The sequence below is a fragment of the Streptomyces sp. NBC_00080 genome, from assembly GCF_045041255.1.
Lineage (GTDB): Bacteria > Actinomycetota > Actinomycetes > Streptomycetales > Streptomycetaceae > Streptomyces > Streptomyces coriariae.
The window spans coordinates 1,161,581-1,185,296 of the sequence record NZ_CP108235.1 but is presented as its reverse complement, the minus strand read 5'-3'; the positions used below and the strand labels follow the sequence as shown (position 1 = coordinate 1,185,296).

Below are 23,716 nucleotides of genomic sequence, written 5' to 3'. Positions count from 1 at the left end.
GCCGCCCGACAGCGGCGCCCCGCACCGGGCACCCCCCAGCCGTCACCCCCATGTCGCCGAGTAGTACCGCTGGTAGGCCTTGCGGTCCTGCTCGGCGCGGAAGTACCGGGTCGCGACGAGCGCGACCATACTGCCCGCGATGACCAGCAGACCGGGGCCGATGTTCCTGGGGTCGGTCAGCCGGGCTGCCAGGGTCTCGCTGACCCCGCTCTCCGTCACGGGAGTGGTCGTACCCGGCGATGCCGCGCCCGGGGAGAGCCCCGCCTGGGTGGAGGAGGCCGAGGGCGCGGGATCGGCGGACGACGTGGACGCCCCGGCGTTGTCGGAGGGGGCGGCCACGATCAGCTGTACGCCGAGCTGTGCCAGCGCCCTGGTCACCGGCTGGAAGAACGTCGTCCCGCCGGTGGTGCAGTCGCCGCTGCCGCCCGAGGTGACACCGAGGGCGATGCCGTCGGAGAACATCGGACCACCGCTGTCGCCCGGTTCGGCGCACACGCTCGTCTCGATGAGCCCGCTGACCGTGCCCTCCGGGTAGTTCACCGTCGCGTCCAGACCGGTGACCTCGCCGTCACGCAACCCGCTGGTGCTGCCGCTGCGGAAGACCCGCTGGCCGACGGCCGCGTCGCCGGTGCCCGTGATCCGCACCCCGTTGCCGTTGCCGATGGCCACCACGTCGGCGCCCGCGCCGGCCTTGCCGCTCGCGTACTGCACCAGGGAGAAGTCGCCACCGGGGAAGTTGGAGTTCACCGTCCGGCCCACCTGCTGCTTGGCCTGGTTGTCCGCGAACCAGGTGGAGCCGGTGGGCCCGCAGTGCCCGGCGGTGAGGATGAAGTCGTTCGTCCCGTTGGTCACGTTGAAGCCGGCCGAACAGCGTCCGCCGGTCGACAGGATCGGCTGGGCGCCGTTGATCCGGGTGGTGAACTCGCCGGTGGTGCGCTCCATGCGGACGAAGCTGCCGATGCCGGTGGCCGTCTGCGTCAGCCGTGACCAGTCGTCGGCCGACACGGTGCTGTCGGCCTGCACGACGACCTGGTTCGTCCGGTAGTCCATCACCCAGGCGGTGCCGGGCACCTTGGGCGCCGAACGCAAGGTGGCCGTGGCCGACTTGAGCTCGTTCATGCTGTGCGGGACGACCTTGGCCTCGGCGCCCGCCGCCCGGACCGTGTCGGCCGTCTCCTCGTCGGTGACGGCGACGACCGGGCGCCCGTCGGCGCCGAGCCAGGTGCCCGCCGTGCGCGAGGTGCCGAGCTTCTTGACGAGGGTCGCCCCCGGATTCGTGACGACGGACTCCGCCGCACTGCGCGGCGCCGCGGCCGTGCCGCCCGGCTCGCTCGCCATGGCCGCCTGCGTGACCATGGCCCCTCCCAGGAGGAGTCCGCCGACGGCCGCCAGCCGTGTCACTCGCCGGACGGTCCGTCGTCGTACATGCCTCATGTCATGGCTCCCGAAACCCCGAACGCACGGCCTCAACACCGCGGGGCGCTCCGGTCGTTGAGTGCCCTCACCTCCATACGTGCGTGGACCCCGCAGCGTTCAGCGCGGAGGTGATCACCTCATGGTTTGCGTGCCACCCCGCCGAACATCGCGACCTCGTCCGGTTCGGCCCCGCCCGCGATGTCCTGCGGACGCCAGCGCGAGCAGGACACCACGCCCGGCTCCAGCAGCTCCAGACCGTCGAAGAAGCGGCCCACGTCCTTCGGGGCGCGCTGGGTCAGCTTCGGCGTGCCGTGCTCGTTCCAGAACGCGACGGCCCCGTCCACATCGGGCATCGCCGGGCTGGTGACGGTGTGCGAGAGCACCAGATGACTGCCCGCGGGCAGCCGGTCGAGCAGGCGCCGCACCAGGCCGTACGGGTCCTCGTCGTCGCCGACGAAGATGACCACGCCGAGCAGCATCAGGGCGACGGGCGCGTCGAAGTCCAGCGTTTTCGCGGCGTGTTCGAGGAGCGCGTCGACGTTGCGCAGGTCCTCGTCGAGATAGTCGGTGCGTCCCTCGGGCGTGCTGGTGAGCAGGGCGCGGGCGTGTGCCAGGACCAGCGGGTCGTTGTCGACGTAGACGATCCGGGAATCCGGGGCGAGACGCTGCGCGACCTCGTGCGTGTTGTCCGCGGTGGGCAGCCCGGTCCCGATGTCGAGGAACTGCCGGACACCGGCCTCGGTCACCAGGTGCCGCACGGCACGGCCCAGGAAGAGCCGGTCGGCGCGGGCGTATGCGCCGATGCCCGGATGTAACTCCCTGATCCGGTCCCCGGTGGCCCGGTCGACCTCGTAGTTGTCCCTGCCGCCGAGCCAGTAGTTCCAGATGCGGGCGGTGTGCGGCCGGGAGGTGTCGATACGGAGGTACGGCGACTGGGCGGCCGCTTCGACGGTCGGCGCGTTCTCGGTCACGGGCAGGCTCCTGTCCGGAAGAAGGGGAGCGGGAAGTGACAACCAGCAATCTAGACGGGCGAGTTGAGCGGCGCGGAGCATCCTCCCGATTCCGCCGCGGGCCCGAGCCGCGCCCAGCTCCGCTCGTCGCCCCACACGGCGGCCGCGCCGGTGTAGGGGCGCAACAGCGCGGTCAGCGCCGGGTCGCCGCGGCCGTTGAGTTCGTCGGAGGCGATCCGGCGGGCGATGCCGGCCAGGAAGTCGGCGAGCTGCACCCGCGCGTCGAGCCGCGAGACGACGAGCCGGAGCCCGGCCAGGCGGATGCCCCGCACCCGGGCCGCGCCCTCGATCCAGGCGATCCGCTCCGGGGTGAGCATGTTCTGCCGGTCGTGCGCGAGCCGGACCGGGCGGCCGCCGGCGCTCCAATGGGCGGCCGTGTGCAGGATCGAGGGCAGCAGGGGATTGAGGGCCGGGGTCAGCACGAACGGGCCGTCCTGAATTCCGGCCCGATAGGCGAGCGCGCGGGAGCGTTCCGCCGCGAGCCGTGAGAGCGTCTCGGCCACCGCCGTCCCCGGATACCGCTGCCGCAGTTCTTCGAGGGTGCGGAAGAAATGTCCGACGGGCGTGTCCGACGCGTCCTCGTGGCGCACCCACAGCAATTGGTTGGCCGCCTCCAGGAATTGTCTCCATTCCGCCTCGGTGAAAGTCCGCCGCCCGTGCCGGAACAGCGGGACGGCCGCCCCGGGGTCACCGAGCAGCAGGTCGGCGGCGCGGTCCACGACGAAGAAGGACTTCTCGACGAGGTGTACGTGGGCGTGCCCGTACAGCGGCCCCGATGCCGAGAGCAGCCATTCCAGCACCGCCCGGTGTTTCTCCCGGAGCAGATGGTTCGCCTTGTACTCCTCGGCGGGCGAACGGATCCGGTTCCGGATCTCCTGTACATGTGCGGCGGCGGAATCTGCGGACAGCAGCACACTCGCATGGGCGAACACGTCCGTGTTCCCGCCGGTGAGGTTCTCGCCGTCCGAACCCGACTCGTCACAGGCGATCTCCGGAATGCCGCCGGCGTCCGCCACAGCTGTCCCGTTCAGGTGATCCCAGGTCACACCACAGCCCCCTATCTTGTGCCCCATGACCAGCATCCCGCACGAGACGCCCGGTGAACCGAACCCTTTACAGGCCCTCACGCTCGACCGGCTCCGATGTCGTACGAGCATGAAGTGGCGTACCCATCCGGCGGACGTCCTTCCGCTGTGGGTCGCGGAGATGGACGTGCCCCTCGCCGAGCCGGTCGTCGGCGCGGTGACGCGGGCCCTGGCGCTCGGTGACACCGGCTATCCGGCGGGCACGGCCTACGCCGAGGCGCTGGCCCTGTTCGCCGCGAAGCGGTGGGCCTGGGACGGTCTGGCGGTCGAGCGGACGGCGATCGTGCCCGATGTGATGCTGGGCGTCGTCGAGATGCTGAAGCTGGTGACGGGGCCCGGCGATCCGGTGATCGTCAACCCGCCGGTGTACCCGCCGTTCTTCCAGTTCGTCGCGCACATGGACCGGCGGATCGCCGAGGCGCCCCTCGGCGCGGACGGCCGGCTCGACCTCGCCGTACTGGAGGACGCCTACCGGCGCGCCGTCGCCGGCGGCGGCCGCGCCGCGCACCTGCTGTGCAGCCCGCACAACCCGACCGGGACCGTGCACACCGCGCGGGAACTGGCCGCCGTGGCCGCGCTCGCCGGGCGGTACGGCGTGCGGGTGGTCGCCGACGAGATCCACGCGCCGCTGACCGCCCCGGGGGTCGACTTCGTCCCCTACCTCGCCGTCCCCGGCGCGGAGCGCGGCCTGTCGCTGATGTCGGCCTCCAAGGGGTGGAATCTGGCCGGGCTCAAGGCGGCCCTGGCCGTCGCGGGCCCCGAGGCGGCGGCCGACCTGGCCCTGCTTCCCGAGGAGGTGTCCCACGGACCGAGCCACGTCGGTGTGCTGGCGCACACCGCGGCCCTGCTCGAGGGCACGGCGTGGCTGGACGCCCTGCTGGCAGGCCTCGACGACAACCGGCGCCTGCTCACCGCACTGCTGGCCGAGCAGCTGCCCGGCGTCGGGTACCGGCCGGGGGACGCCACCTATCTCGCCTGGCTCGACTGCCGGGCGCTGGGCCTCGGGGACGATCCGTCCGCGGTCTTCCTGGAGCGGGGGCGGGTCGCCCTCAGCCGCGGGCTCGACTTCGGCACGGGCGGGGCCGGGCATGTCCGGCTGAACATCGCCACCTCGCCGGAGATCCTCACCGAGGGTGTACGGCGGATGGCGGCCGCCCTTCGCTGAGCCGCAGGTCTTCCCGTCGGACGGCCGCCCCGCCGGAGCTCCTCCGGTGGGGCGGCCGTGTTCCGCGCGAGGCGTGTGACGGTCGCCCCACAGCCCCCGCGTCACGGGCTCGCAATGTCACAGCCATGTCTTGACATACGGCTGAAACCGTTCGTAGCTTGGGCGCCTCAATTTAGATTCGTGAAGCGAGTTCATGAATATGAACGGAGTGTGCCCATGGGGGATCGCCGACGAAGTCGCCGCCCGGCCACCACGCTTGCCCTCGCGGGACTGCTGTTCGGATCGGCCGCCTGCGGCTCCGGTGCGGACGGCGCCGGGAGCGGTGACCCGAACACCCTGGAGGTCTGGACCCGGAGCAACCCGGATCCCGCGGCCACGTACGAGCGGGTGTTCGCCGCCTTCACCGAGAAGACCGGCATCAAGATCGACTATCAGCCGGTCATCAACTTCGACCAGCAGCTCCAGAGCCGCGCGTCCACCAAGGACCTGCCGGACGTCATGATCAACGACACGGCGCTGATGGGCAGTTACCAGAGCCAGGGCCTGCTCCAGCGGATCGACCCGGCCGACATCGCCGGCGGTGACCGGATCGACGCCAAGACCTGGTCCTCCACCGTCGGCGTCGACGGCTCGCACTACGGGATCCCCTACTCCCGTCAGGCCATGACCCTGATGATCCGCAAGGACTGGCGGGAGAAGCTGGGCCTGCCGCAGCCGCGGACCTGGCAGGACATGCTCACCCTCGCCAAGGCCTTCGCCGACGACGACCCCGACGGGGACGGCAGGAAGAACACCTACGGGATGGTCGTCCCGGGCAGCGCCCAGAACGGCTACGCCGCCTGGTGGGGCGCCAGTTTCCTGTGGCAGGGCGGCGCCCGCATCATCGAGGCCACGAAGGACGGCGGCTACCGGCCGGTTGTCGACTCGGCCGCCGCCGTACGCTCCGTCTCCTGGCTGAAGAAGAACCTCTTCTGCACGTCTGACAACGCTGTCATCCAGCCGGGCGCCCTCACCGCCATCACCGGCAACGCCACCAACTTCCAGGACGGCAACGCCGGTATGTACCTCACCGGCCCCTACAACATCGCCACCTTCGACCAGGCCCTCGGCAAGGACAAGTTCGAGGTGGTGCAGGCCCCGGCCGGTCCGGCCGGCAACGACGTCCTCGCGGACGGCGAGAACATCTACTTCGGCGCCAGGACCGGCAAGACCGAGCAGGAACGGGCCCTCGCCGCCTTCCTCGTCTCGCCCGAGGGACAGCGCCTCGCGATGACCGGCAAGAACCAGCCCGTCGTCCGGATCCCCGTCAACTCCACCCTCGACGCGGCGACCGTGCGCAACGACCCCCGCTGGGGCGTCGTCCAGAAGGCCTACGAGGACGCCTCCGTGCAGTTCCCCAACGCGCCGGACTTCGCCCCCATCAAGCAGGACACCGCGGACGCCCTCAACGCGATCTTCACGTACTGCGGCAGCGACGTCCGCGCCGGCCTGAAAGAACTCGACGACACCCTCGCCGGCGACCTCAAGGACCAGGACCTGCTGAAATGACAGCCACGACAGCCCCCGTGCGCGGCTCCCGGGTCCGCAGCGCATTCAGCAAGCGAAACGTTTTGCCTTGGGTGTTCCTCGCCCCCGGCCTGCTGCTCGCCCTCGTCTTCAAGTTCCTGCCCATGGGCAAGGGCGTCTGGCTCAGCTTCTTCGAGGTGCGGCCCTTCCTGGGCGACCGGTGGGTGGGCCTGGACAACTACACCCGCGTCCTCACCGACCACCGCTTCCAGGAAGCCATCGGGCACACCCTCCTCCTCGGCCTCGGACAGTCCCTCGGCGCCATCGCCGTCGGCTTCGCGCTCGCACTGCTGCTGGAGGGCCAGGCCCGCTCCCTGAAGATCATCCGCACGGCCGTGTTCCTGCCGGTCGTCACCGCCACCGCCGTCGTCGGCGAGATGTGGCGGCTGCTGTACTACCCGACCTCCGACGGCATCATCAACCAGGGACTCGGCCTCCTCGGCCTCGGACCGACCCAGTTCCTCGACAACCCGGACACCGCCCTGTGGGCCACCATGGTGATGAGCGTCTGGATGCTCGCCCCCTACAACATGGTGATCATCCTCGCCGGACTGGCCGGGGTGGACCGGACGCTGTACGAGGCCGCCGCGATGGACGGCGTGTCACTGTGGCAGCGCCTGCGGTACGTCACCCTCCCCGCGATCCGCCCCGCCCTCGGCATCGTCCTCACCCTCGCCGCCATCCGCGGCCTGCGCGTCTTCACCGAGGTCTACGTCCTCACCGGTGGCGGCCCGGCCGGCTCCACCGAGGTGTGGATGACCCGGGCCTACACCCTCGGCTTCACCCGCAACGACATCGGCGGCGCCTCCGCGGCCTCCGTCGTGCTGCTCTGCGTGACCCTGCTGCTCACCGTCACGGTCAATCACTTCCGCAAGAGGGGAGACGTGCGATGAGCGCACCCGCCATCGACCCCGTCCGGACACCCGCGCCGACGGCCACGACAAGGAAGTCCGCCAGGGCGGCCCGGGCCACCCCCGCCCGCTTCGACACCGCCCTCGGCTGGAGCGACCGGCCGGGCGTCGCACGGTGCCTGCGGATCCTGCTCTGCGCGATCGCGATCGGCGTCTTCGCGGCGCCGTTCCTGACCGTCGTCTCCGGCGCCTTCACCACCCACGCCAGCGGATCCTCCCTCTCCTTCCTCCCGCACGACAGCACCTGGCAGAACTTCCAGGTGGCGGGGGAGCGGGGCATCTGGGACTACTTCACCAACTCGCTCGTCATCGCGGGCGGCGCGCTGCTGCTCCAGCTCACCGTGTCCGTGCTGGCCGCCTACGCGCTGGCCCGGCACCGCTTCCGCGGCCAGGCCCTGATCCTCACCCTGTTCATGCTGACGATGATGCTCCCCGAGGAGGTCATCGCGATCCCGCTGTCCCTGGTCCTCGGTCATGTCCCGGTCGTCGGGCTGGACCTGAAGGGCACCGCGTGGGGCGTGATCCTGCCGCTCGGCGCCTGGGGCTTCTCCGTGATGCTCCTGACCGAGTTCATGAAGGACATCCCCACCGAGATAGAGGAGGCCGCCCGGCTCGACGGCGTCGGCGAGTTCCGCATGCTGTGGCAGATCGTCCTGCCGCTGTGCAAGCCCGCGCTCGGCGTCGCCGGTGTCCTCGGCTTCGTGATGATCTGGGACCAGTACCTGTTGCCGCTGATCGCCTCCAAGGACCCCACCGACTACACGGTCACCGTCGCCCTGTCCATTCTGCGCACCGACCCCGAGGTCGGGTCCGGAGTGGTCCTCGCCGGGGCCGTCATCGCCCTCGTCCCCAGCCTGATCGTCTACCTGCTCCTGCAGCGCTCGTTGGTGACCGGCATCGCGGCCGGCGCCACCAAGGGCTGACACCCCGGCACAACCCCCCCCACGCCCACCACGCAGTTACGAGGGAGACATGAAGTTCCAAGGAGTCCTGTTCTTCCCGGTCACGCCGTTCGCCGCGGACGGCTCGCTGGACGAGGAACGGCTCGGCCGGCACATCGAGGCCGGTGTCGCGGCCGGCGCGGGCGGCGTGTTCGTCGCCTGCGGGACGGGTGAGTTCCACGCACTCGACCCGGACGAGCTCGAACGCGCCACCCGGGTCGCCGTCGAGACGACCGCCGGACGCGTTCCCGTCCTGGCGGCCGCCGGCGGGCCGGTCCCCGTCGCCCGCGACCACGCCGTACGCGTGGCCCGGGCCGGCGCCGACGGCATCCTGCTGCTGCCGCCCTACCTGGTGACCGCGCCCGCACAGGGCCTGGTCCGCTACGTCGAGGAGGTCACCGCCGCCACCGACCTCCCCGTGGTCTTCTACCAGCGCGGCACCGCCCGCCTCACCGGCGCCACCGCCGCGGAGATCGCCGCCCTGCCCAAGGTCATCGGCCTGAAGGACGGCATCGGCGACATCGAGCACATGCAGCGCATCGTCCGGGCGGTGCGGGCCGTTCCCGGCACCGAGGACTTCCTGTTCTTCAACGGCCTGCCCACCGCCGAGACGACCGCTCCCGCCTACCGGGGAATCGGCGTCGGCCTCTACTCCTCTGCCGTCTTCGCCTTCGCCCCCGAGATCGCGCTCGCCTTCCACCGGGCCCTGTCGCAAGGGGACGACACCCTCGTCGCCCATCTCCTCGACGAGTTCTACGGCCCGCTCGTCGAACTGCGCGACGAGGTCCCGGGATACGCCGTGGCCCTGGTCAAGGCCGGGGTGACGATCCGGGGCCTGGACGTAGGGGGCGTACGGGCACCCCTGCTCGACCCCACGCCGGAGCATGTCGCCCGGCTGGCCGAGCTCATCGACCGGGGACTGGAGGCCGTCGCCGTATGACCACCCCTGCCACACGCATCCGCGAACTCGTCGTCACACCCATCGCCTTCTCCGACCCGCCGCTGCTGAACTCGGGCGGCGTCCACGAACCGCTCGCGCTCCGGGTGATCCTGCGACTCGTCCTGGAGGACGGCACGGTGGGCCTCGGCGAGTCGCCCGGCGGTACGGCGCGCCTCGAACGACTGATGGTCGCGGCCAGGACGGTCGTCGGCATGGACGTCTTCGACACGACCGCCGTCGCCGCCGCGATCGACGCCGCCCTGCTGCCGGGCGTGCCCAGCTCGCACGAGCGCGGCTGGACCACCTCGGCCGTCGAGGTCGCCTGCCTGGACGCCCAGGGCAAGCTGCTCGGCCGCCCGGTCTCCGACCTGCTCGGCGGCCGGGTGCGCGACTCCGTGCCCTTCGCCGCCTACCTCTTCTACAAGTGGGCCGAACACCCCGCGCTCGACGGCCGCCCCGCCATCGGCGACGACTGGCCCGAGGCACTCGACCCGGCCGGGATCGTCGAGCAGGCCCGGCTGATGCAGCAGCGGTACGGCTTCGATTCGTTCAAGCTCAAGGGGGGAGTCTTCCCGCCGGACGAGGAGATCGCCGCGATCAGGGCGCTGGCGGAGGCGTTCCCCGGCCGGCCGCTTCGCCTGGACCCCAACGCGGCGTGGTCGGTGGAGACCTCGAAGTATGTCGCCCGGCAACTCGACGGCGTCCTGGAGTACCTGGAGGACCCGACCGGAACCATCGAGGGCATGGCGGCGGTCGCGCGGGACTCGCCGCTGCCGCTCGCCACCAACATGTGTGTCATCGCCTGGGAACACCTCAGGCCGGCCGTCGAGCAGAACGCGATCCAGGTACTCCTCACCGACCACCACTACTGGGGCGGACTGCGCCGCACCCGCGAACTGGCCGCCGTCTGCGAGGCGTTCGGGATCGCGCTGTCCATGCACTCCAACTCGCACCTGGGCATCAGCCTCGCCGCGATGACCCACCTCGCCGCGGCCATCCCGAACCTCGACCACTCCTGCGACACGCACTACCCGTGGAACAGCGCCGACGACGTGATCGTCCCGGGGGCGCTGGAGCTGTCGGACGGCGCGGTGGAGGTACCGACCGGCCCGGGGCTCGGGGTCGAGCTGGACACCGACGTCCTCGACCGGCTGCACCGCCGCTACCTCGACTCGGGTGTGCGACAGCGCGACGACACCGGGTACATGCGGCGGGTCCGGCCGGACTACGAGCCGATGCTGCCGAGGTGGTGAGGCGTACGGATGCCTAGACTTCGGGAATGGCTGAGAACGCACTCGACCGGCTGGCAGCGGGCAAGTACCTGCTGATCACCAGCTATCGCAAGAACGGCACCGGGGTCGCCACACCCGTATGGGTGGTGCGGGACGGGGACACGCTCGGGGTCTGGTCGGTCGCGGACGCCTGGAAGGTGAAGCGGATCCGGGCCCGCGGCGATGTCCTCGTGGGTCCCTGTGACGCCCGCGGCAACCCCACCGGCGAGCAGATCCCGGCCACCGCCGAGATCTGCGACGCGCGGACCACCGCCCGCTATCGCACCCTGCTCGCCCGCAAGTACGGCGTCGTGGGCCGCCTCACCCTGCTCGGCAGCCGACTGCGCAGGGGGCTGGACGGAACCGTCGGGATCCGCGTCACGCTGTGAGCACGGAAACGGAGAAAGGGGGCCCGGACCGTGTGGTCCGGGCCCACCTTCGGGCAGCGTGCGTCCTACGGCGCGTCCACGACCGTTCCCGTCAGCGCCGGCCGGTCCGGCAGCGGCTCGGCGCTGTCGTCGGTCAGCGCGAGACGCATCGACTCGGCCGGCTCGGCCACCTGGTCCTTCACCGTGGGTACGGTGAAGTCGACCTCGGTGGTCCCGGCCGGGACGTTCAGCCAGACCCACAGGTTCGCGTCCGACAGCGGACGCTCCGGGTCGGGCACGTCACCGGAGTAGTCGAGCAGCCACTGCGGGTCCACGTCCTTGGTGGACAGCTCGGCGCCCTCGGTGGCCGGCAGTACCCGGACCGGCTGCCAGAAGTCCACGTCGGCGGTCTCGGAGAGCGTGATCCGCCAGCTCAGCGACTCGCCCTCGGTCACCCGGTCGGCGACCGGAGCCAGGGTCACCTTCGGTGCCGGGTCGTCGTTCTGCACCGTGACCCCGCCCCGGTAGGAGCCGACGACCGCGCCGCGAACGGCCTTCACGAGAAGGTCCTGTGTCACGTCGTAGGCGAAGCGGGTGTCGCCCTTCACCTCGATCGGCACGTCGATCGGCGTGCTGCCCGGCCGGACCGTGACCACCTTCTCCGCGGCCTCGAGGGTCTCCGGGTCGACGACATAGAAGCGGACCCGGCCGCTGCCGTGCCCGGACACCTGGACCGGGACGTGATAGGTGCGGGTGCCGGAGTCGCCCTCCTTGGCCGTGATGCGGCCGATGTCGACCCGCGGCAGCGCCGCCGCCCTGACCGCCGGTGTGCCGGGGGCCCAGCCCCAGGCGTCCATGAACCACGCCTGCCCGGATCCCGAACGCGGAGTCAGCGCAAGGGACTTGACGTGCCCGAGATCGAGCCCGGCGCGAGTGGCGGCGGTCAGCGGGACACGCAGCTCGCGGGCCCAGTACGAGGCGGTCCGGTCGGAGCCCGGCAGGCCGTCGACCGTGACCCGGCCGAGCGCGGCGCGGCGGCCGGCCGCGTCGGTGACGGACACGTCCAGCTCGGTGCCGGTGGTGTTCGGCGGCACGAAGACCCGCAGCGCCAGGCTCTCGGCACCGGAGAGGGAGACCGGAGCGAGGGAACGGATGGTCGTCGGTGTGCCCGGCGCGGACCACTTCAGCGCGACCGCGCTCTTGCCGGAGTCCTTCTCCAGATCCCACCAGCCGAAGTGCGGGGACATCCCCGTGGCGTCCGCGCCCAGACATGACCTGGCCGGGTCGGGGTCCGCCCAGCACACCCGGCCGCCGGTCACCTCGACGCCGCCGTCGGGCACGAAGCCGCCCGTGCGGCGGGCGCCGACCGCGTGCGTCAGGACGCGGGCCGGGTCGGCGGAGGGCGCACGCTTCCCGGTGCCGTCGAGCAGCGGGCGCACCCGGTCGTCACCGGCGACGAAGAGTCGGGCCGCGGCGGCGATGTAGGTCGCGCCGGCCCGGTGCTGCTGGTCGGCGGTCAGCCGGGTGGGGGCACCGGTGGAACAGACCGGGTCGGGCTGCTGCGCGTCCGGGTCCTCCCAGAAGTCGTCGAAGGAGGGCGCCACGGCCTTGCCCGGCGTCCACTCGGTGTTGAAGAAGTTGTGGTTGGCGCCGACCATGTAGACCGCGCTGTGCAGGGCCTTGCCGTTGCTGATGCCGCGCGTCCCGTCGAGGTACGTCTCGCCCTCGAGATCGGCGACGTCGCCGTCGCAGCCGGGCAGGATGGTCGCGGAGGGGACGTCCGCGACCGGATTCTGGCCGAAGATCGTCGGTCCGACGAGAACGGTCCCGCGGATCTTCCAGCGGACCGGGCCCCGGTAGCCGTCCTGCGCGGCGGGCGGCGGGTACAGGCTGTCCAGGGCGGCACGGTTGACGCCCTCGCCGCCGCGCGAGTGGCCGACCAGCAGGACACGGGAGAGGTCGGCCTTCGTCGCGTCGGGCACCGACGCCGGGGCGTGGTCCGGATGCGCGGCCCAGTCGGCCCACGTGGCGAGGTGCCGGCGCACCAGCGAGGAACGCGCCTGCGCACCGCCGTCCTCGGCCTCGCCGTCCTGGCCGTTGATGCCGTTCGCGGAGATCGACACGGTGACGTAGCCCTGCGAGGCGAGGAGCTTCTGGTCCTCGAGGTAGCCCCGGTAGCTCGGGATCGACTTCATGCCGGCCGGGCAGGGCCAGGAGATGTCGAAGTCGTCGCTGCCCGGCTGGTAGCAGGTGGTGTGCCGGCCGTGCAGGAACAGTGCGAGGGGCCGTTTGCCGGTGGCTCCCTTCGGGGCCACCACGACGGCTTTCATCTCCACCGGTCGGGCGAAGCCCGGCAACTTCACCGGGGCGAGGTCGTACTCGCCGCTGACCGTGCGGTACGCGCCCGGCCTGCCGGGGTCGACGGAGTTCGCCGGAGCCGGAGCCGGAGCAGGGGCCTGGGCCGGGGGCTGATCGGCGGTGAGGGAACGCCGTTCACCCGGGCCGGAGTTGTCGGCCGGGGCGGAGTTGTCGGCGGCGTCCAGACGGCGCCCGCCGGCCAGGACCCGCAGGTCCTTCAAGGGGGCGTCCCCCGCGTCGGCGAGGGAGAGCCGGAACGTGCGGCCGTCCCTCTCCGTCTTCGGTACGCCGAGCAGTCGGTCGCCCGAGCGGAACTCCACGCGGGCGTCGCCGAGGGGCACGGGCGTGGGCGACCGCCAGACCAGCGCACGCGCGGTGCCCTCCCCGCCGACCTGCCATCCCTGCGGCAGCGCGCTGTCGGTGGTCGTGGTCGTCGGTCTCGTCTCGGAAGGCTGTCGGGCTTGTGCCAGTCCCGGTGTTCCCGCCAGGGCCGCGAGCGCGGCCACGGCGGTGACACCTATTCGCCGGGCACGGATCAAGGTCCACTCCTCAACACTCGGAGCGCGGGGGCCCCGTCCGTATCGGGAGCCCCTCGCGCCCCGAAGGAAGCGAAAGCACCTCTGTGGGTTGCCTGTGACCGGGAATCAGGTCGGCGGAGCGCAAAGATCCGGACAGCGGGGACCCGCTGTCCGGACTCGGCCCGGTGACGCGAAGGCTCTAGGTCGTGTCCGCAATGTCAGGGGAGCCAGAGTCGTAGGCAGGCGATGGTGACCAGGGCTTGGTAGTGGCGGGCGCGTTTGTCGTAGCGGGTGGCGAGGGCTTTGTTGTGCTTGAGCTTGTTGAAGCAGCGTTCGACGACGTTGCGGCGGCGGTAGGCCGCCCGGTCGAGGCGGCAGAGGCTTTCGCCTCGGCGGACGCGGCCGTTGATCTGGTCGATGCGTTCGGGGATCACGGCCCGGATGCCTCGTCTGCGCAGGTAGCTGCGGATCTTCAGGGACGAGTAGCCCTTGTCCGCGGCCACCTGGACGGGGCGGGTGCGGGGCCGGCCGGGTCCGCACCGCTGGATGCGGATGCGGGCCAGGACCGGCTCGAACTGGGTGCAGTCATTGACGTTCCCGGCGGTGATCGTGAAGGCCAGCGGGCGGCCCTGCCCGTCGCAGGCAAGGTGGATCTTCGTGGTCAGCCCGCCACGGGACCGGCCGATCGCCTCGCCCGGCCAGAGCCCCCTTTTCGCGCCCCGGCCGCATGCTGGTGGGCCCGCACGGTAGTGGAGTCGACGCACACGATCGACCAGTCCACGGCTCCGATCGCGTCGGAGTGCTGCTGGACGTGAGCCAGCAGGCGGTCCCAGGTGCCGTCGGCCGACCAGCGGCGGAAGCGTTCGTAGACCGTCTTCCACGGCCCGTAGCGTTCCGGCAGATCACGCCAGGCCGCCCCGGTGGACAGCTTCCACAGGATGCCGTTGAGGACCTGACGACGGTCCCGCACCGGCCGCCCCATGCGAGACGGAGCCAGCAACGGCTCGATCACTGCCCAGGCCTGATCAGTCAGCTCATGACGACGCACCACGAACAGACCAACGCACCAACCACTTTGCGGACACGACCTAGTAGGGCTTGGTCAGGTCCGTATCGGTGTGGGTATGTCGCGGTGGCAGGTGGGGCAGGCGCCAGCCCAGGCGGCGAGAAGTGTCTGGAGTTCTCGGACGACTTGGTAGAGGCTCAGACCTGCGCCGCGTCTTTTGGGTCTCGTGCCAGTCGTTGCAGGGTGCAGAAGGCGTGGGCGGCCGAGACGAGGGTGACGTGGTGGTGCCAGCCGCCCCAGGTGCGGCCTTCGAAGTGGGCCAGGCCCAGGGCCTGTTTCATCTCGCGGTAGTCGTGTTCGATGCGCCAGCGGAGCTTGACCAGCCGGACCAGGGTCGCCAGCGGCATGCCGGAGGGCAGGCTGGAGAGCCAGAACTGCACGGGTTCGGGTTCGGTGGCCGGCCATTCGGCCAGCAGCCAGCGTTCGGGCAGTTCAGGACCGTCGGCGGCCTGGCGGACGCCGCGTCCGGCCGGGCGGATGCGCAGAGCCACGAACCGCGAGTGCATGCGTTTGACGCCGCTGATTCCTCTGCCCGGGCGGGAGCCTTCTCGCCAGGACACCGGCCTCGCGGCCGTCCTCCCGGCCGCGACGACCAGGTCTTTCACGGTCTGTGCAGGCTCGGGATACTGCATTCGCGGTGGCCGGCCGGTGCCCGCATAGGCGGGCTGGACCGGCCGGGCGTCGGCCGGATGGGCGGTGTGGCGGGAGGAAATGCCCACCGCATAGGGCAGGTCGCGTTCTTCCAGACCGTGGCGGAAGGCGGCGGCGTCCCCGTATCCGGCGTCCGCGACGACCAGGGGGATGTCGATGCCCCACGAGCGGGTCTCGTCGATCATGTCCAGGGCCAGCTGCCACTTCTCGACGTGGCCCACCCGGTCGGGGATGCCGCAGCGACTGCGGCGGGCGACCTTGTCCGCATCCGCTTCCGCAGAGACCGGATCCCAGGACGCGGGCATGAACAGCCGCCAGTTCACCGCCGCCGAGGCATGATCCCGGGCCAGGTGCAGCGACACCCCCACCTGGCATTTGGTGACCTTGCCCGCGGTGCCGGTGTACTGCCGCGACACACACGCCGAGGCGTCCCCGTCCTTCAAGAAGCCGGTGTCGTCGACGATCAATGCCTCCGCCCCGATCGCCTCGTGCATCCGCCAGGCCAGCCGGGCCCGCACATGCGCCGGATCCCACGGGCTGGAGGTGATGAAGTGCGCCAGCGCCTGACGGTTACCGTCCTCACCCAGTCGGGCCGCCATCGGCTCCACCGACTTGCGCCGCCCGTCCAAAAGCAATCCGCGCACATACGCCTGCCCCCACCGCCGCTGATCCGCACGGAAGAACCCGTCGAACAACTCCGCCGCGAACGCCTCCAGGTCCTCCCGGACCCCGGCCATCTCCTCAGGTGTCACACCACCTCAACGACCCTCACGGACCAGCGGACACGCCACCCACGAGTGAAGCTGACCAAGCCCTACTAGTGCCAGGCCCGGTACGGCTCGTCGAGGAGCTGGAAGACCGGTTCGCCGCGTACCGGGTCCTTCACGGTGGACAGCCGGACGCGGTCGCCGCTGTGGATGCCGATGAGCGGGCCCATGACCCGGCCGCGTACGACGAACCCCTCGGCCATCTCGACCAGGGACACATTGCGGGCGGCGGGGGTGTTGCGGTTCACCACGGTGGCGTGGCGGACGGTGCCGGCGCCCTCGCTGCGCTCCGTGCGCAGGTCGCTGCCCTGACACACCGGGCACAGCAGCCGGTGGTACATGGCGGTGCCGCACCAGGTGCAGCGCTGGAAGAGGATCGTGTCGCCGTCGGTGCTCGCGCGGTCGAGGACGCCCGCCGCGGAGCCGGCGGCCTGCTGAACGGCGTTTCCTGAGTAGTGGTACACGCGGGTCAACTCCCTGCACTCGGCCGGAATCCACGTGCCCGGCCGACCCGTGCACGCACGTGCCCGGTCAGCCGTGCCACCGTGCACGCCCACAGAGTATGGCACTCAGTGCCACTCGTAAAGGCACTGCGTACCCACAATATTGAGGGGGTTCGGCGGGGGTTCGGCGAGGGTGCGGAGGGGGTGCGGAGGGGGTTCAGTCCCGTCCGAGGGTCGTCTCGATCTCCTGCACCACACGCCACAGCGGTGCCCCGCGCCGGGAGACCACCACGACGACGTCGTCCGGCATGTCGCCGGTGGGCGGCATCGGGAGCGAGGGGAACGCAGGGCCCGCCGTTGTTGCCGTCGTTGCCGTCGTTGCCGTCGTTGCCGTCGTTGCCGTCGTTGCCGTCGTTGCCGTCGTTGCGGTCGTTGCCGTGGATGTCGAGGAGGCCGAGGCGGTCGGGGGTGCGCCGAACGCCGACTGCACATACCCCAGCGCGTGGTCCACGGTCGTGCTCGCGTCGCCCTGTCCGGCCGAACGCAGCCAGGAGCGCAGGGCGTTGTTGTGCGCGGCGACCACGGCGGCCGCGATCACGTCGGCGTGCAGGGTGCCGTCGGGCCGGCCGGTGAAGCGGCCCCGGAGGTACTCGGCGAGGGCGCGCTCGTAACGCCAGACGACCGACAGTTCGTACGCCCGGAGCCCGGGGACCTGCTTGGTGAGCCGGTAGCGCTGGACGGAGAAGGAAGGGTTCTCGGCGTACATCAGCAGGACGAGCCGGGCGGCGTCACAGACGCGGCGCACCGGTTCGTGCTCCTTGCCGCTCGCGGCGAGGAAGGCCGTCATGTCGGCGAGGCACCGCTCGTGGTCGGGGAAGACCACGTCCTCCTTGGAGGGGAAGTAGCGGAAGAAGGACCGCCGGCCGACGCCCGCCAGGGCGACGATGTCGTCGACGGTGGTCTGCTCGTAGCCCCGCTCCAGGAACAGCCGGAAGGCCGCCGCGACCAGGGCGTCCCGCATGGGCGGTTTGGCCTCCGCCTTGTGAGTGGCGCTCATGGACGCGAACGTAACACCTGATCGGCACCGATGGCACTCAGTTCCCTCCGTCGGGGAACCGAGTGCCCGGCGCCGGGCGCGGGCGTCACATCCGCTCGGCGGCCTCGACCACGTTGGTCAGCAGCATCGCCCGCGTCATCGGCCCGACCCCGCCGACCGGCGGCGAGAAGGACCCGGCGACACCGCTCACGTCGGGGTGGACGTCGCCGAGGATGCCCTCGACCGTGCGCGTCAGACCGACGGACAGCACCGTCGCGCCCGGCTTGATCCAGTCGGGCCTGACCAGGTGCGCCACTCCGGCCGCGGCCACCACCACGTCCGCCTCCCGGGCGTGCGCGGCCGTGTCCTGGGTGGCCTCGTGGCACAGGGTCACGGTGGCGTGCTCGGTGCTGCGGGTCAGCATCAGGCCCAGTGGCCTGCCCACCGTGACACCGCAGCCGATGACGCAGAACTGCTGGCCCGTGATCTCCACCCGGTTGCGCCGCAGCAGGTCGATGATGCCGCGCGGGGTGCAGGGCAGCGGGGCCGGGATCCCCAGCACCAGCCGGCCGAGGTTGGTCGGGTGGAGTCCGTCGGCGTCCTTGACCGGGTCGATCAGCTCCAGCACGGCATGGGTGTCGATATGGGCCGGGAGCGGGAGCTGCACGATGAAGCCGGTGCAGGCCGGATCGGCGTTGAGTCGCAGCACGGCGGCCTCGACGTCGGCCTGGGAGGCGTCGGCGGGGAGTTCCACGCGGATCGAGGCGATGCCGACCTGCGCGCAGTCGCGGTGCTTGCCGCCGACGTAGGAACGGCTGCCCGCGTCGTCGCCGACGAGGATCGTGCCCAGCCCCGGATGGATGCCCCGCTCCTTCAACGCCTGGACGCGGAGGGCGAGTTCGTTCTTGATGTCGGCCGCGGCGGCCTTGCCGTCGAGCAGTGTTGCGGTGGTCACGGGAGTCGACGAGCCCTTCGGGAGAAAAACGACGGTCCTGTCATCGTACGACCCGCGCGCCCACCGTCCCTCGAGAGTCCCGGGGGCCGCGGCCGTCCCTCCTGCCGCGGCGGTCCCGCGCCGGACCGCCCGCACGCGCTCTGACGTAACCTTTCCGCACCGTTCGACCGTCATCAGGAGACCGCATGTCCGCCGCCCGCCCCCGTCTCCTCTACGTCACGGATCTCGCCTACCAGGCGCGCGGGCGCCGCTACTGCGACGAGGACGTCTTCCTCACCTCCCGGCTGCGCGCGGAGTTCGACCTGGCTCTGTGCCACCCGCTGGACGCGGCCGCCCTGATGCATTCCTTCGACGGCGTCGTCGTCCGCAACAGCGGCCCGGTCCTGGGCTATCGGAAGGAGTACGAAGCCTTCCGGGAGCGCGCGCTCCACGACGGCGTACGCGTCTACAACCCGCTCACCGGCCGCGCCGACATGGCCGGCAAGCAGTACCTCCTCGATCTGAGCGCCGCGGGCCGGCCCGTCATCCCCACCGTCGACCGCCCCGAGGACCTGCACCGGCTGCCCGAGGCCGAGCGGTACGTCGTCAAGCCCAAGCTCGGCGCCGACTCCATAGGCCTGCGGATCCTCCCGCCCGACGCGCTCCCCGCCCTGGCCGACGGCTCGGTGCTGGTCCAGCCGTGCGTCGACTTCGCCTACGAGGTGTCCTTCACCTACATCGACCACGACTTCCAGTACGCCCTGTACGCTCCCCGTCCCGACCGCCGCTGGCAGCTGGAGCCCTACCGCCCCACCGTGCGGGACCTGGAGTTCGCCCGGCGCTTCATCGACTGGAACGGCCTCGCGCACGGCATCCAGCGCGTCGACGCCTGCCGCGCCCCGGACGGCGAGCTGCTGCTGGTCGAGCTGGAGGACCTCAACCCGTACCTCTCCCTCGACGCCCTGGACGAGGCCGGACAGGACTCCTTCGTCGCCGCGACGAAGCGTTCCCTGCACCGTTTCCTCGCGGGCTGAACCCGTCCGCCCGTCCGCCCGTATCTCTCCTGGGGGACCCACGGGAGGGAGACGAGCGTGCCGACACCGGACGAACCCGGAAAGCCGCACGAACGCCCGGTCCTGGAACCCATCCGGGTCCTGCGACCGCGCAACACCGATGCCCTCGCGGAGCTGTTCCGCGAGATGGCCGAACTGACCCAGGACCCGGACGCCTACGAAGCCATACCGCTGCGGCCCGAGGCGGCCGGGGACGACGCAAAGACGGAGGAGCTCCCGCCACTGGACCACCTCCGGACGGCGACCACGGCCACGGCCACGCGGCTGACCACGCCGACGCCACGCGGAGGCCGGGACTGGGCGAGTGAGCACGGCGGCCCCCGGCCCCTGCCCGGCGGCGACGGCCCCGGCGGCCGCAGGAGTGCGGCGCGGGAGCGGAGCGGATCACGGGCCGTGCCGGCGACGGAGGGTGCGCGGGCCCGCACCCGCACCGGGTCCGGCGCGGGTGTGCGACGCGGCGCCATCACGGTCGGCGTGTGCGCGGCGGCCCTCGTCGGCTTCGCCTGCGCGCTGCTGCTGCTGCCGGGCCGGGGCGGCGAGGCCGCCGCGCAGACACCTCCGCCGACGGCCGCCACGCCCGCCCCGGCCGCCACCGCGGCCGAGTCCGCCGACCCGGACGGGGCCGGCACCCTGCGGGAAGGGGACAGCGGCGACGAGGTGGCCGACCTCCAGCAGCGCCTGCTGCGTATCCCGGACGTGTACGCCAACGGCCCCACCGACGGCCGTTACGGCACCGTTCTCACCGAGGCCGTGGCGCGGTTCCAGCTCTGGTACGGCATCCGCGGCGACGAGAGCGGCGTCTACGGCGACGACACCCGCCGCGATCTGGAGTCCCGAACCGCCTCGGCCGGCGGATGACCGGGTAAAGCCTCGGGAACAGGCCACGGCCGGGCCGTGTGCCGCGTGTCACCATGGACGGCGGGTCGGCGCGCGTTCGGCACCCCGGCCCGTCGAGCCGAAAGCCGTCCGCATGAACGTGTCCCGCATCCCGGGTCTGGTGCTGCCCGTCGTGTTCCTGCTGGCCGTCGTCGTCGGGGCGCTGTGGTACTGGCGGCACCGCGACGACTGAGCCGTCCTACCGCTCGGCGTCCGCCGGCACCCGGATGTCGAGCACGCACACGTCGTCCCGTCCCTCGGGTTCCAGCGTCGCGCCGAGCAACTGGTCCAGCGAGGCGGGTGCGGCGCCGGGCCGGGGTGCGGCGGCCCTGGCCAGTCGCTCCAGGCCGCGGTCGATGCTCTCCGTGGGCCGTTCCACCAGACCGTCGGTGTAAAGCAGGATCTGGTCGCCGGGCTCCAGGCGGACCTCCGCCGCCTCGTAGCGGGGCGCGTCGGTCGCGCCGAGCAGCATCCCGAAGGGACGCTCCAGGTAGTGCGCCTCACCGGCGCGCACCAGCAACGGCGGCGGGTGGCCGGCCTGCGCCCACTCCAGCCGTCGTGCGCGCGGGCTGTAGCGGGCCAGCATCATGGTGGCCGAGCCGTGCGGGTCGCGGGAGTGCAGCAGCAGGGCGTTGAGGCGGTTGAGGGCTCCGGTCAGCGTCGAACCCGTGATCACCATGCCTTTGGCGGTGAACCGCAGCAGGGCCATCGAGGCCACGGCGCCCATGCCGTGCCCGGCCACGTCACCCACCACGAACAGGGCGTCGCCGTCGGGCAGTTCGATGGCGCTGAACCAGTCGCCGCCGACGCTGAGGCCCGACTGCGCGGGCAGGTAGGCGATGTCCACGCGCAGCCCGGCCAGCCGGACGGGCTCCTTCGGCAGGGGCAGCAGCGCGTCCTGCAGGCGGGCGGCCACCAGGCGCTCGGCCTCGAGCACCCCGTGCTGGGTGAGCATGGCCCGCTCGCTCGCGACGAGGGCGAGTTCGGCGCTGCGCTGCGCGGTGAGGTCCTGCACGAAGCCGTGCACCTCGACGGGCGTGCCGTGGGCGTCCGAGACGGCCTCGGCGACCACCCGCAGATGCCGGACGCCGGTCCGGGTGAGGATCCGGAACGGCAGATCGCACGGCCGGCCGTGCCGCACCAGCTCGCCGACGGCGCGGGCGAGCGTCGGCAGGTCCTCGGGGGAGGCGAGGCGCGGCAGCCCGGAGAGCGGGACGATCCCCAGTGCGGCGTCGCGCTCGAAGATGCTGAAGACCTGGGAGGACCAGTTCCCCTCGCCCGTGTCCAGGTTCCAGGTGACCCAGCCGAGGTTGCCCAGCCGCTGCACGTCCGCCAGCCGCTGCTCCTGCCGGTCGGAGGGATCGTGCCGGACCCAGCTGACGACCAGCCCGTCGCCCAACCCCCTCACCCGCGCCGAGTAGGTGGCCAGCTCGCTGACCCCGGACACCATCTGCTGCCGGGCGAACGGCTCGCTCTCGTAGGGCCGTTCGTCGGCCAGCACCTGGAGGCAACCCTCCCACAGCGGATCGCGGGCGACCTCCGGCCAGCACTCCAGGAAGCGCAGGCCGACCAGCTCGCGCCCGCTGCGGCCCACGGCGTCGGACGTCACGCTGGTCGCGGCATCGATGCGGAAGTCCTCGACGTCCCCCGACGCGGAGCGCAGCGGGGCGAGGAGCACGGCCGCGACGGGCAGCCGGTCGAGCACCGTCTGCACGGCGTCCGCGGCCTCGCCGACGGGGTCCGGCCGGGTGCCGAACGTGTGCAGCGGACCGGCGCACAACCGGGCGACGGCCAGCAGGTGTTCGCGCACCGGGGGCGGGAAGGCGCCCTCGCGGTGGCGCAGGATCCCGAGCACGACGTCGGCCGACTCGCCGGTCTTCACCGGCAGCCAGGCCCGGGACGGCCACCGCTCGGGCGGGTTCCCGATCAGCCGGTACCGCTCGCCGTCCTCCCGGAGGTTCTCCAGCCAGCGGGCCTGCCCGGCGGTGAGGGCGTCCAGCGCGGCGATCCCGCCGACCGGCGGCACCCGGCTCCACTGTTCGGCCAGCGTCCTGTCGATGCCGGCGTGCCCGATGAGCTCCAGTCCGTCGCTCGGCCGCCGAGCGAAGATCATCACGGCGCCGGCGCCCACGTCCACGGCGAGCCGGTCCAGCAGGCATCGGGCGAGATCGTGCGGGGTGCAGACCCGGACGAGGGCCCGGCTCAGGCGGCCGAGGGCCGCGGCGTCGATCTCGTCGGGGGCGGGCCCGGGCGTGGTCCTCACCGCGGGGGGTTCGGCCGGAGTCGGCTCGGCGGCGCCGTGCGGCTGGGCGCAGAGCGCGCCGAGGCTGATCCAGCACTCCTCGAGCAGCGTCCGCTCCCTGGCCTTGGCCCGCTGCTGAAGCTCCTCCTGCGCGGCGTCCGGCGAGCAGCCGAGCTGCGCCATCACCGCGCCCTTGGCGCGTTCCAGCACCGCCGCGGTGGCCGCCAGATCCTGCAGCCGGTCCAGCTCCGCGCGCTGGCGCGCCACGACCCGGGTCAGTGCCGCCACGTCGGGCACGTCGCCTGACTGTGCGGGCAGGGCGGGTTCGCTCGTCACGCCTTGAGCATGGCACATCCGGGTGACTTCGATCGGGGTCTTGCGGCAACGCTCCCGCCAGGCGTGATGCCCGTCCGGGGGAGGCGAACGGATCTTCCCGGTCAGCGTCCGGAGGTCTGCTCGACCAGGGCCTGGGTGACCGCTCGGACGCTGCGGGCGATGTGCTGCAACTGCATGACCTCGGCCGCGTACATCTTGATCGTGTGCTCGATGACGGACTCGGGCAGGCCCAGCCGGGGCAGGTCGGCGCGGGCGGTCTGCAGAGCGGTGCGGGCCACCCGGACCTCGTTCTGGACCTGGATCTGCGCATGACGGGCGAGCAGTACCGGGTGGCGCAGCAGCGCCGGGTAGCTCGCGTAGCGCGCGGGCACCAGCTCGCGCAGCCACTTGGCCGCCGAGCGCTCCCAGTCGTAGCTGCCGGGAGTCTTGACCTGGCACGGCCAGTCCGAGCTGATGCGCGTCGTCGTCAGGGTCATGATCATCGCTTCCGGTGTTGGCGTCGTGACGGTGGTCCGACGGTTGGGGGTGGCCCCGGCCCAGGGGAAGACCGGGGCCACCACGGGCGCTCGCGCAAGCGATGCCCCGAACACCCTGGGCGCCGACGCGGGTAGGGGACGGCGGCTTCGGGTGCCCGTACATGAGCCCTTGGCGGGCGGATGCGGCCGTGAGCAGTATTTATATATGCCGACTGCTTTGCAAGACGTATGAAAACATTCATGCGCGAAATGCCCGCAATGATCCCT

Annotated in this window: 19 protein-coding genes and 1 pseudogene; 9 read left to right on the top strand and 11 right to left on the bottom strand. The window is 71.8% G+C overall.

All coding sequences use genetic code 11. From position 1 onward, the window contains the following. Positions 1-42 precede the first annotated feature (42 nt). From OHU34_RS05235 to OHU34_RS05225, 3 genes are all read right to left on the bottom strand, one after another. On the bottom strand, positions 43-1,401 hold the full coding sequence (locus OHU34_RS05235) for a S1 family peptidase (RefSeq protein WP_230193938.1): 1,359 nt from the start codon (positions 1,399-1,401) through the stop codon (positions 43-45). Positions 1,402-1,553: 152 nt separating this feature from the next. Next, entirely contained in the window at positions 1,554-2,387 is an 834-nt protein-coding gene (locus tag OHU34_RS05230; RefSeq protein ID WP_142267485.1) for an SAM-dependent methyltransferase, read from the bottom strand. Between the two features lie 50 nt (positions 2,388-2,437). Continuing rightward, on the bottom strand, positions 2,438-3,472 hold the full coding sequence (locus tag OHU34_RS05225; protein ID WP_405765038.1) for a hypothetical protein: 1,035 nt from the start codon (positions 3,470-3,472) through the stop codon (positions 2,438-2,440). A gap of 25 nt (positions 3,473-3,497) precedes the next feature. Between OHU34_RS05225 and OHU34_RS05220 the strand changes: the two genes are divergently transcribed. The 7 genes from OHU34_RS05220 to OHU34_RS05190 all read left to right on the top strand — a co-directional run bounded on the left by OHU34_RS05220 (position 3,498) and on the right by OHU34_RS05190 (position 10,694). Next, entirely contained in the window at positions 3,498-4,676 is a 1,179-nt protein-coding gene (locus OHU34_RS05220; protein ID WP_142267486.1) for a MalY/PatB family protein, read from the top strand. Between the two features lie 216 nt (positions 4,677-4,892). Beyond that, positions 4,893-6,224 (top strand): sugar ABC transporter substrate-binding protein, encoded by a 1,332-nt coding sequence (locus OHU34_RS05215; RefSeq protein WP_142267487.1) that lies wholly within the window; start codon positions 4,893-4,895, stop codon positions 6,222-6,224. Beyond that, positions 6,221-7,135 (top strand): carbohydrate ABC transporter permease, encoded by a 915-nt coding sequence (locus OHU34_RS05210; protein WP_405765034.1) that lies wholly within the window; start codon positions 6,221-6,223, stop codon positions 7,133-7,135. Before OHU34_RS05215 ends, OHU34_RS05210 begins: the two co-directional genes overlap by 4 nt. Beyond that, entirely contained in the window at positions 7,132-8,076 is a 945-nt protein-coding gene (locus OHU34_RS05205; RefSeq protein ID WP_142267488.1) for a carbohydrate ABC transporter permease, read from the top strand. Before OHU34_RS05210 ends, OHU34_RS05205 begins: the two co-directional genes overlap by 4 nt. Positions 8,077-8,125: 49 nt before the next feature. Beyond that, a complete protein-coding gene (locus OHU34_RS05200) occupies positions 8,126-9,034 on the top strand; it encodes a 5-dehydro-4-deoxyglucarate dehydratase (protein WP_142267489.1) in 909 nt (302 codons plus the stop codon). After that, positions 9,031-10,287 carry a glucarate dehydratase family protein gene (locus OHU34_RS05195; RefSeq protein ID WP_230193934.1) on the top strand — a complete coding sequence of 419 codons (1,257 nt, stop codon included), beginning with the start codon at positions 9,031-9,033 and terminating at the stop codon, positions 10,285-10,287. Before OHU34_RS05200 ends, OHU34_RS05195 begins: the two co-directional genes overlap by 4 nt. A gap of 26 nt (positions 10,288-10,313) precedes the next feature. After that, positions 10,314-10,694: a PPOX class F420-dependent oxidoreductase gene (locus OHU34_RS05190; RefSeq protein WP_142267491.1), complete on the top strand. Its 381-nt coding sequence runs from the start codon at positions 10,314-10,316 to the stop codon at positions 10,692-10,694. 65 nt (positions 10,695-10,759) lie between these two features. On the opposite strand, the gene OHU34_RS05185 is transcribed toward OHU34_RS05190, so the two are convergent. The 6 genes and pseudogenes from OHU34_RS05185 to OHU34_RS05160 form a co-directional block, all read right to left on the bottom strand. Beyond that, entirely contained in the window at positions 10,760-13,570 is a 2,811-nt protein-coding gene (locus OHU34_RS05185) for an alpha/beta hydrolase family protein (protein WP_405765030.1), read from the bottom strand. A gap of 197 nt (positions 13,571-13,767) precedes the next feature. Next, a pseudogene (locus OHU34_RS05180) lies at positions 13,768-14,531 on the bottom strand (IS5 family transposase). A gap of 221 nt (positions 14,532-14,752) precedes the next feature. Beyond that, on the bottom strand, positions 14,753-16,003 hold the full coding sequence (locus OHU34_RS05175) for an IS701 family transposase (protein WP_405772108.1): 1,251 nt from the start codon (positions 16,001-16,003) through the stop codon (positions 14,753-14,755). Between the two features lie 80 nt (positions 16,004-16,083). Continuing rightward, complete coding sequence (locus OHU34_RS05170; RefSeq protein ID WP_020129036.1) at positions 16,084-16,497, bottom strand: Zn-ribbon domain-containing OB-fold protein; 414 nt, start codon at positions 16,495-16,497, stop codon at positions 16,084-16,086. Between the two features lie 196 nt (positions 16,498-16,693). Continuing rightward, positions 16,694-17,533, bottom strand: a complete 840-nt coding sequence (locus OHU34_RS05165; RefSeq protein ID WP_405765027.1) for a TetR family transcriptional regulator — start codon at positions 17,531-17,533, stop codon at positions 16,694-16,696. Positions 17,534-17,618: 85 nt separating this feature from the next. Beyond that, a complete protein-coding gene (locus OHU34_RS05160; RefSeq protein ID WP_142267494.1) occupies positions 17,619-18,467 on the bottom strand; it encodes a bifunctional methylenetetrahydrofolate dehydrogenase/methenyltetrahydrofolate cyclohydrolase in 849 nt (282 codons plus the stop codon). Positions 18,468-18,652: 185 nt separating this feature from the next. Between OHU34_RS05160 and OHU34_RS05155 the strand changes: the two genes are divergently transcribed. Next, positions 18,653-19,480: a hypothetical protein gene (locus tag OHU34_RS05155; RefSeq protein WP_142267495.1), complete on the top strand. Its 828-nt coding sequence runs from the start codon at positions 18,653-18,655 to the stop codon at positions 19,478-19,480. Between the two features lie 57 nt (positions 19,481-19,537). After that, complete coding sequence (locus tag OHU34_RS05150) at positions 19,538-20,377, top strand: peptidoglycan-binding protein (protein ID WP_405765023.1); 840 nt, start codon at positions 19,538-19,540, stop codon at positions 20,375-20,377. A gap of 217 nt (positions 20,378-20,594) precedes the next feature. Here the strand turns inward: OHU34_RS05150 and OHU34_RS05145 are convergent, their stop codons facing one another. Next, positions 20,595-22,973: a SpoIIE family protein phosphatase gene (locus tag OHU34_RS05145; protein WP_405765021.1), complete on the bottom strand. Its 2,379-nt coding sequence runs from the start codon at positions 22,971-22,973 to the stop codon at positions 20,595-20,597. A 101-nt stretch (positions 22,974-23,074) separates the two neighbouring features. After that, positions 23,075-23,455, bottom strand: a complete 381-nt coding sequence (locus OHU34_RS05140) for a hypothetical protein (protein ID WP_020129043.1) — start codon at positions 23,453-23,455, stop codon at positions 23,075-23,077. Positions 23,456-23,716 lie beyond the last annotated feature (261 nt).

Coding starts and splice junctions, on each gene's coding strand:
- OHU34_RS05155 (WP_142267495.1), top strand. CDS start 18,653: ATGTCCGCCGCCCGCCCCCGTCTCCTCTACGTCACGGATCTCGCCTAC.
- OHU34_RS05140 (WP_020129043.1), bottom strand. CDS start 23,455: ATGATCATGACCCTGACGACGACGCGCATCAGCTCGGACTGGCCGTGC.
- OHU34_RS05165 (WP_405765027.1), bottom strand. CDS start 17,533: ATGAGCGCCACTCACAAGGCGGAGGCCAAACCGCCCATGCGGGACGCC.
- OHU34_RS05175 (WP_405772108.1), bottom strand. CDS start 16,003: ATGGCCGGGGTCCGGGAGGACCTGGAGGCGTTCGCGGCGGAGTTGTTC.
- OHU34_RS05200 (WP_142267489.1), top strand. CDS start 8,126: ATGAAGTTCCAAGGAGTCCTGTTCTTCCCGGTCACGCCGTTCGCCGCG.
- OHU34_RS05190 (WP_142267491.1), top strand. CDS start 10,314: ATGGCTGAGAACGCACTCGACCGGCTGGCAGCGGGCAAGTACCTGCTG.
- OHU34_RS05195 (WP_230193934.1), top strand. CDS start 9,031: ATGACCACCCCTGCCACACGCATCCGCGAACTCGTCGTCACACCCATC.
- OHU34_RS05215 (WP_142267487.1), top strand. CDS start 4,893: ATGGGGGATCGCCGACGAAGTCGCCGCCCGGCCACCACGCTTGCCCTC.
- OHU34_RS05220 (WP_142267486.1), top strand. CDS start 3,498: ATGACCAGCATCCCGCACGAGACGCCCGGTGAACCGAACCCTTTACAG.
- OHU34_RS05205 (WP_142267488.1), top strand. CDS start 7,132: ATGAGCGCACCCGCCATCGACCCCGTCCGGACACCCGCGCCGACGGCC.
- OHU34_RS05210 (WP_405765034.1), top strand. CDS start 6,221: ATGACAGCCACGACAGCCCCCGTGCGCGGCTCCCGGGTCCGCAGCGCA.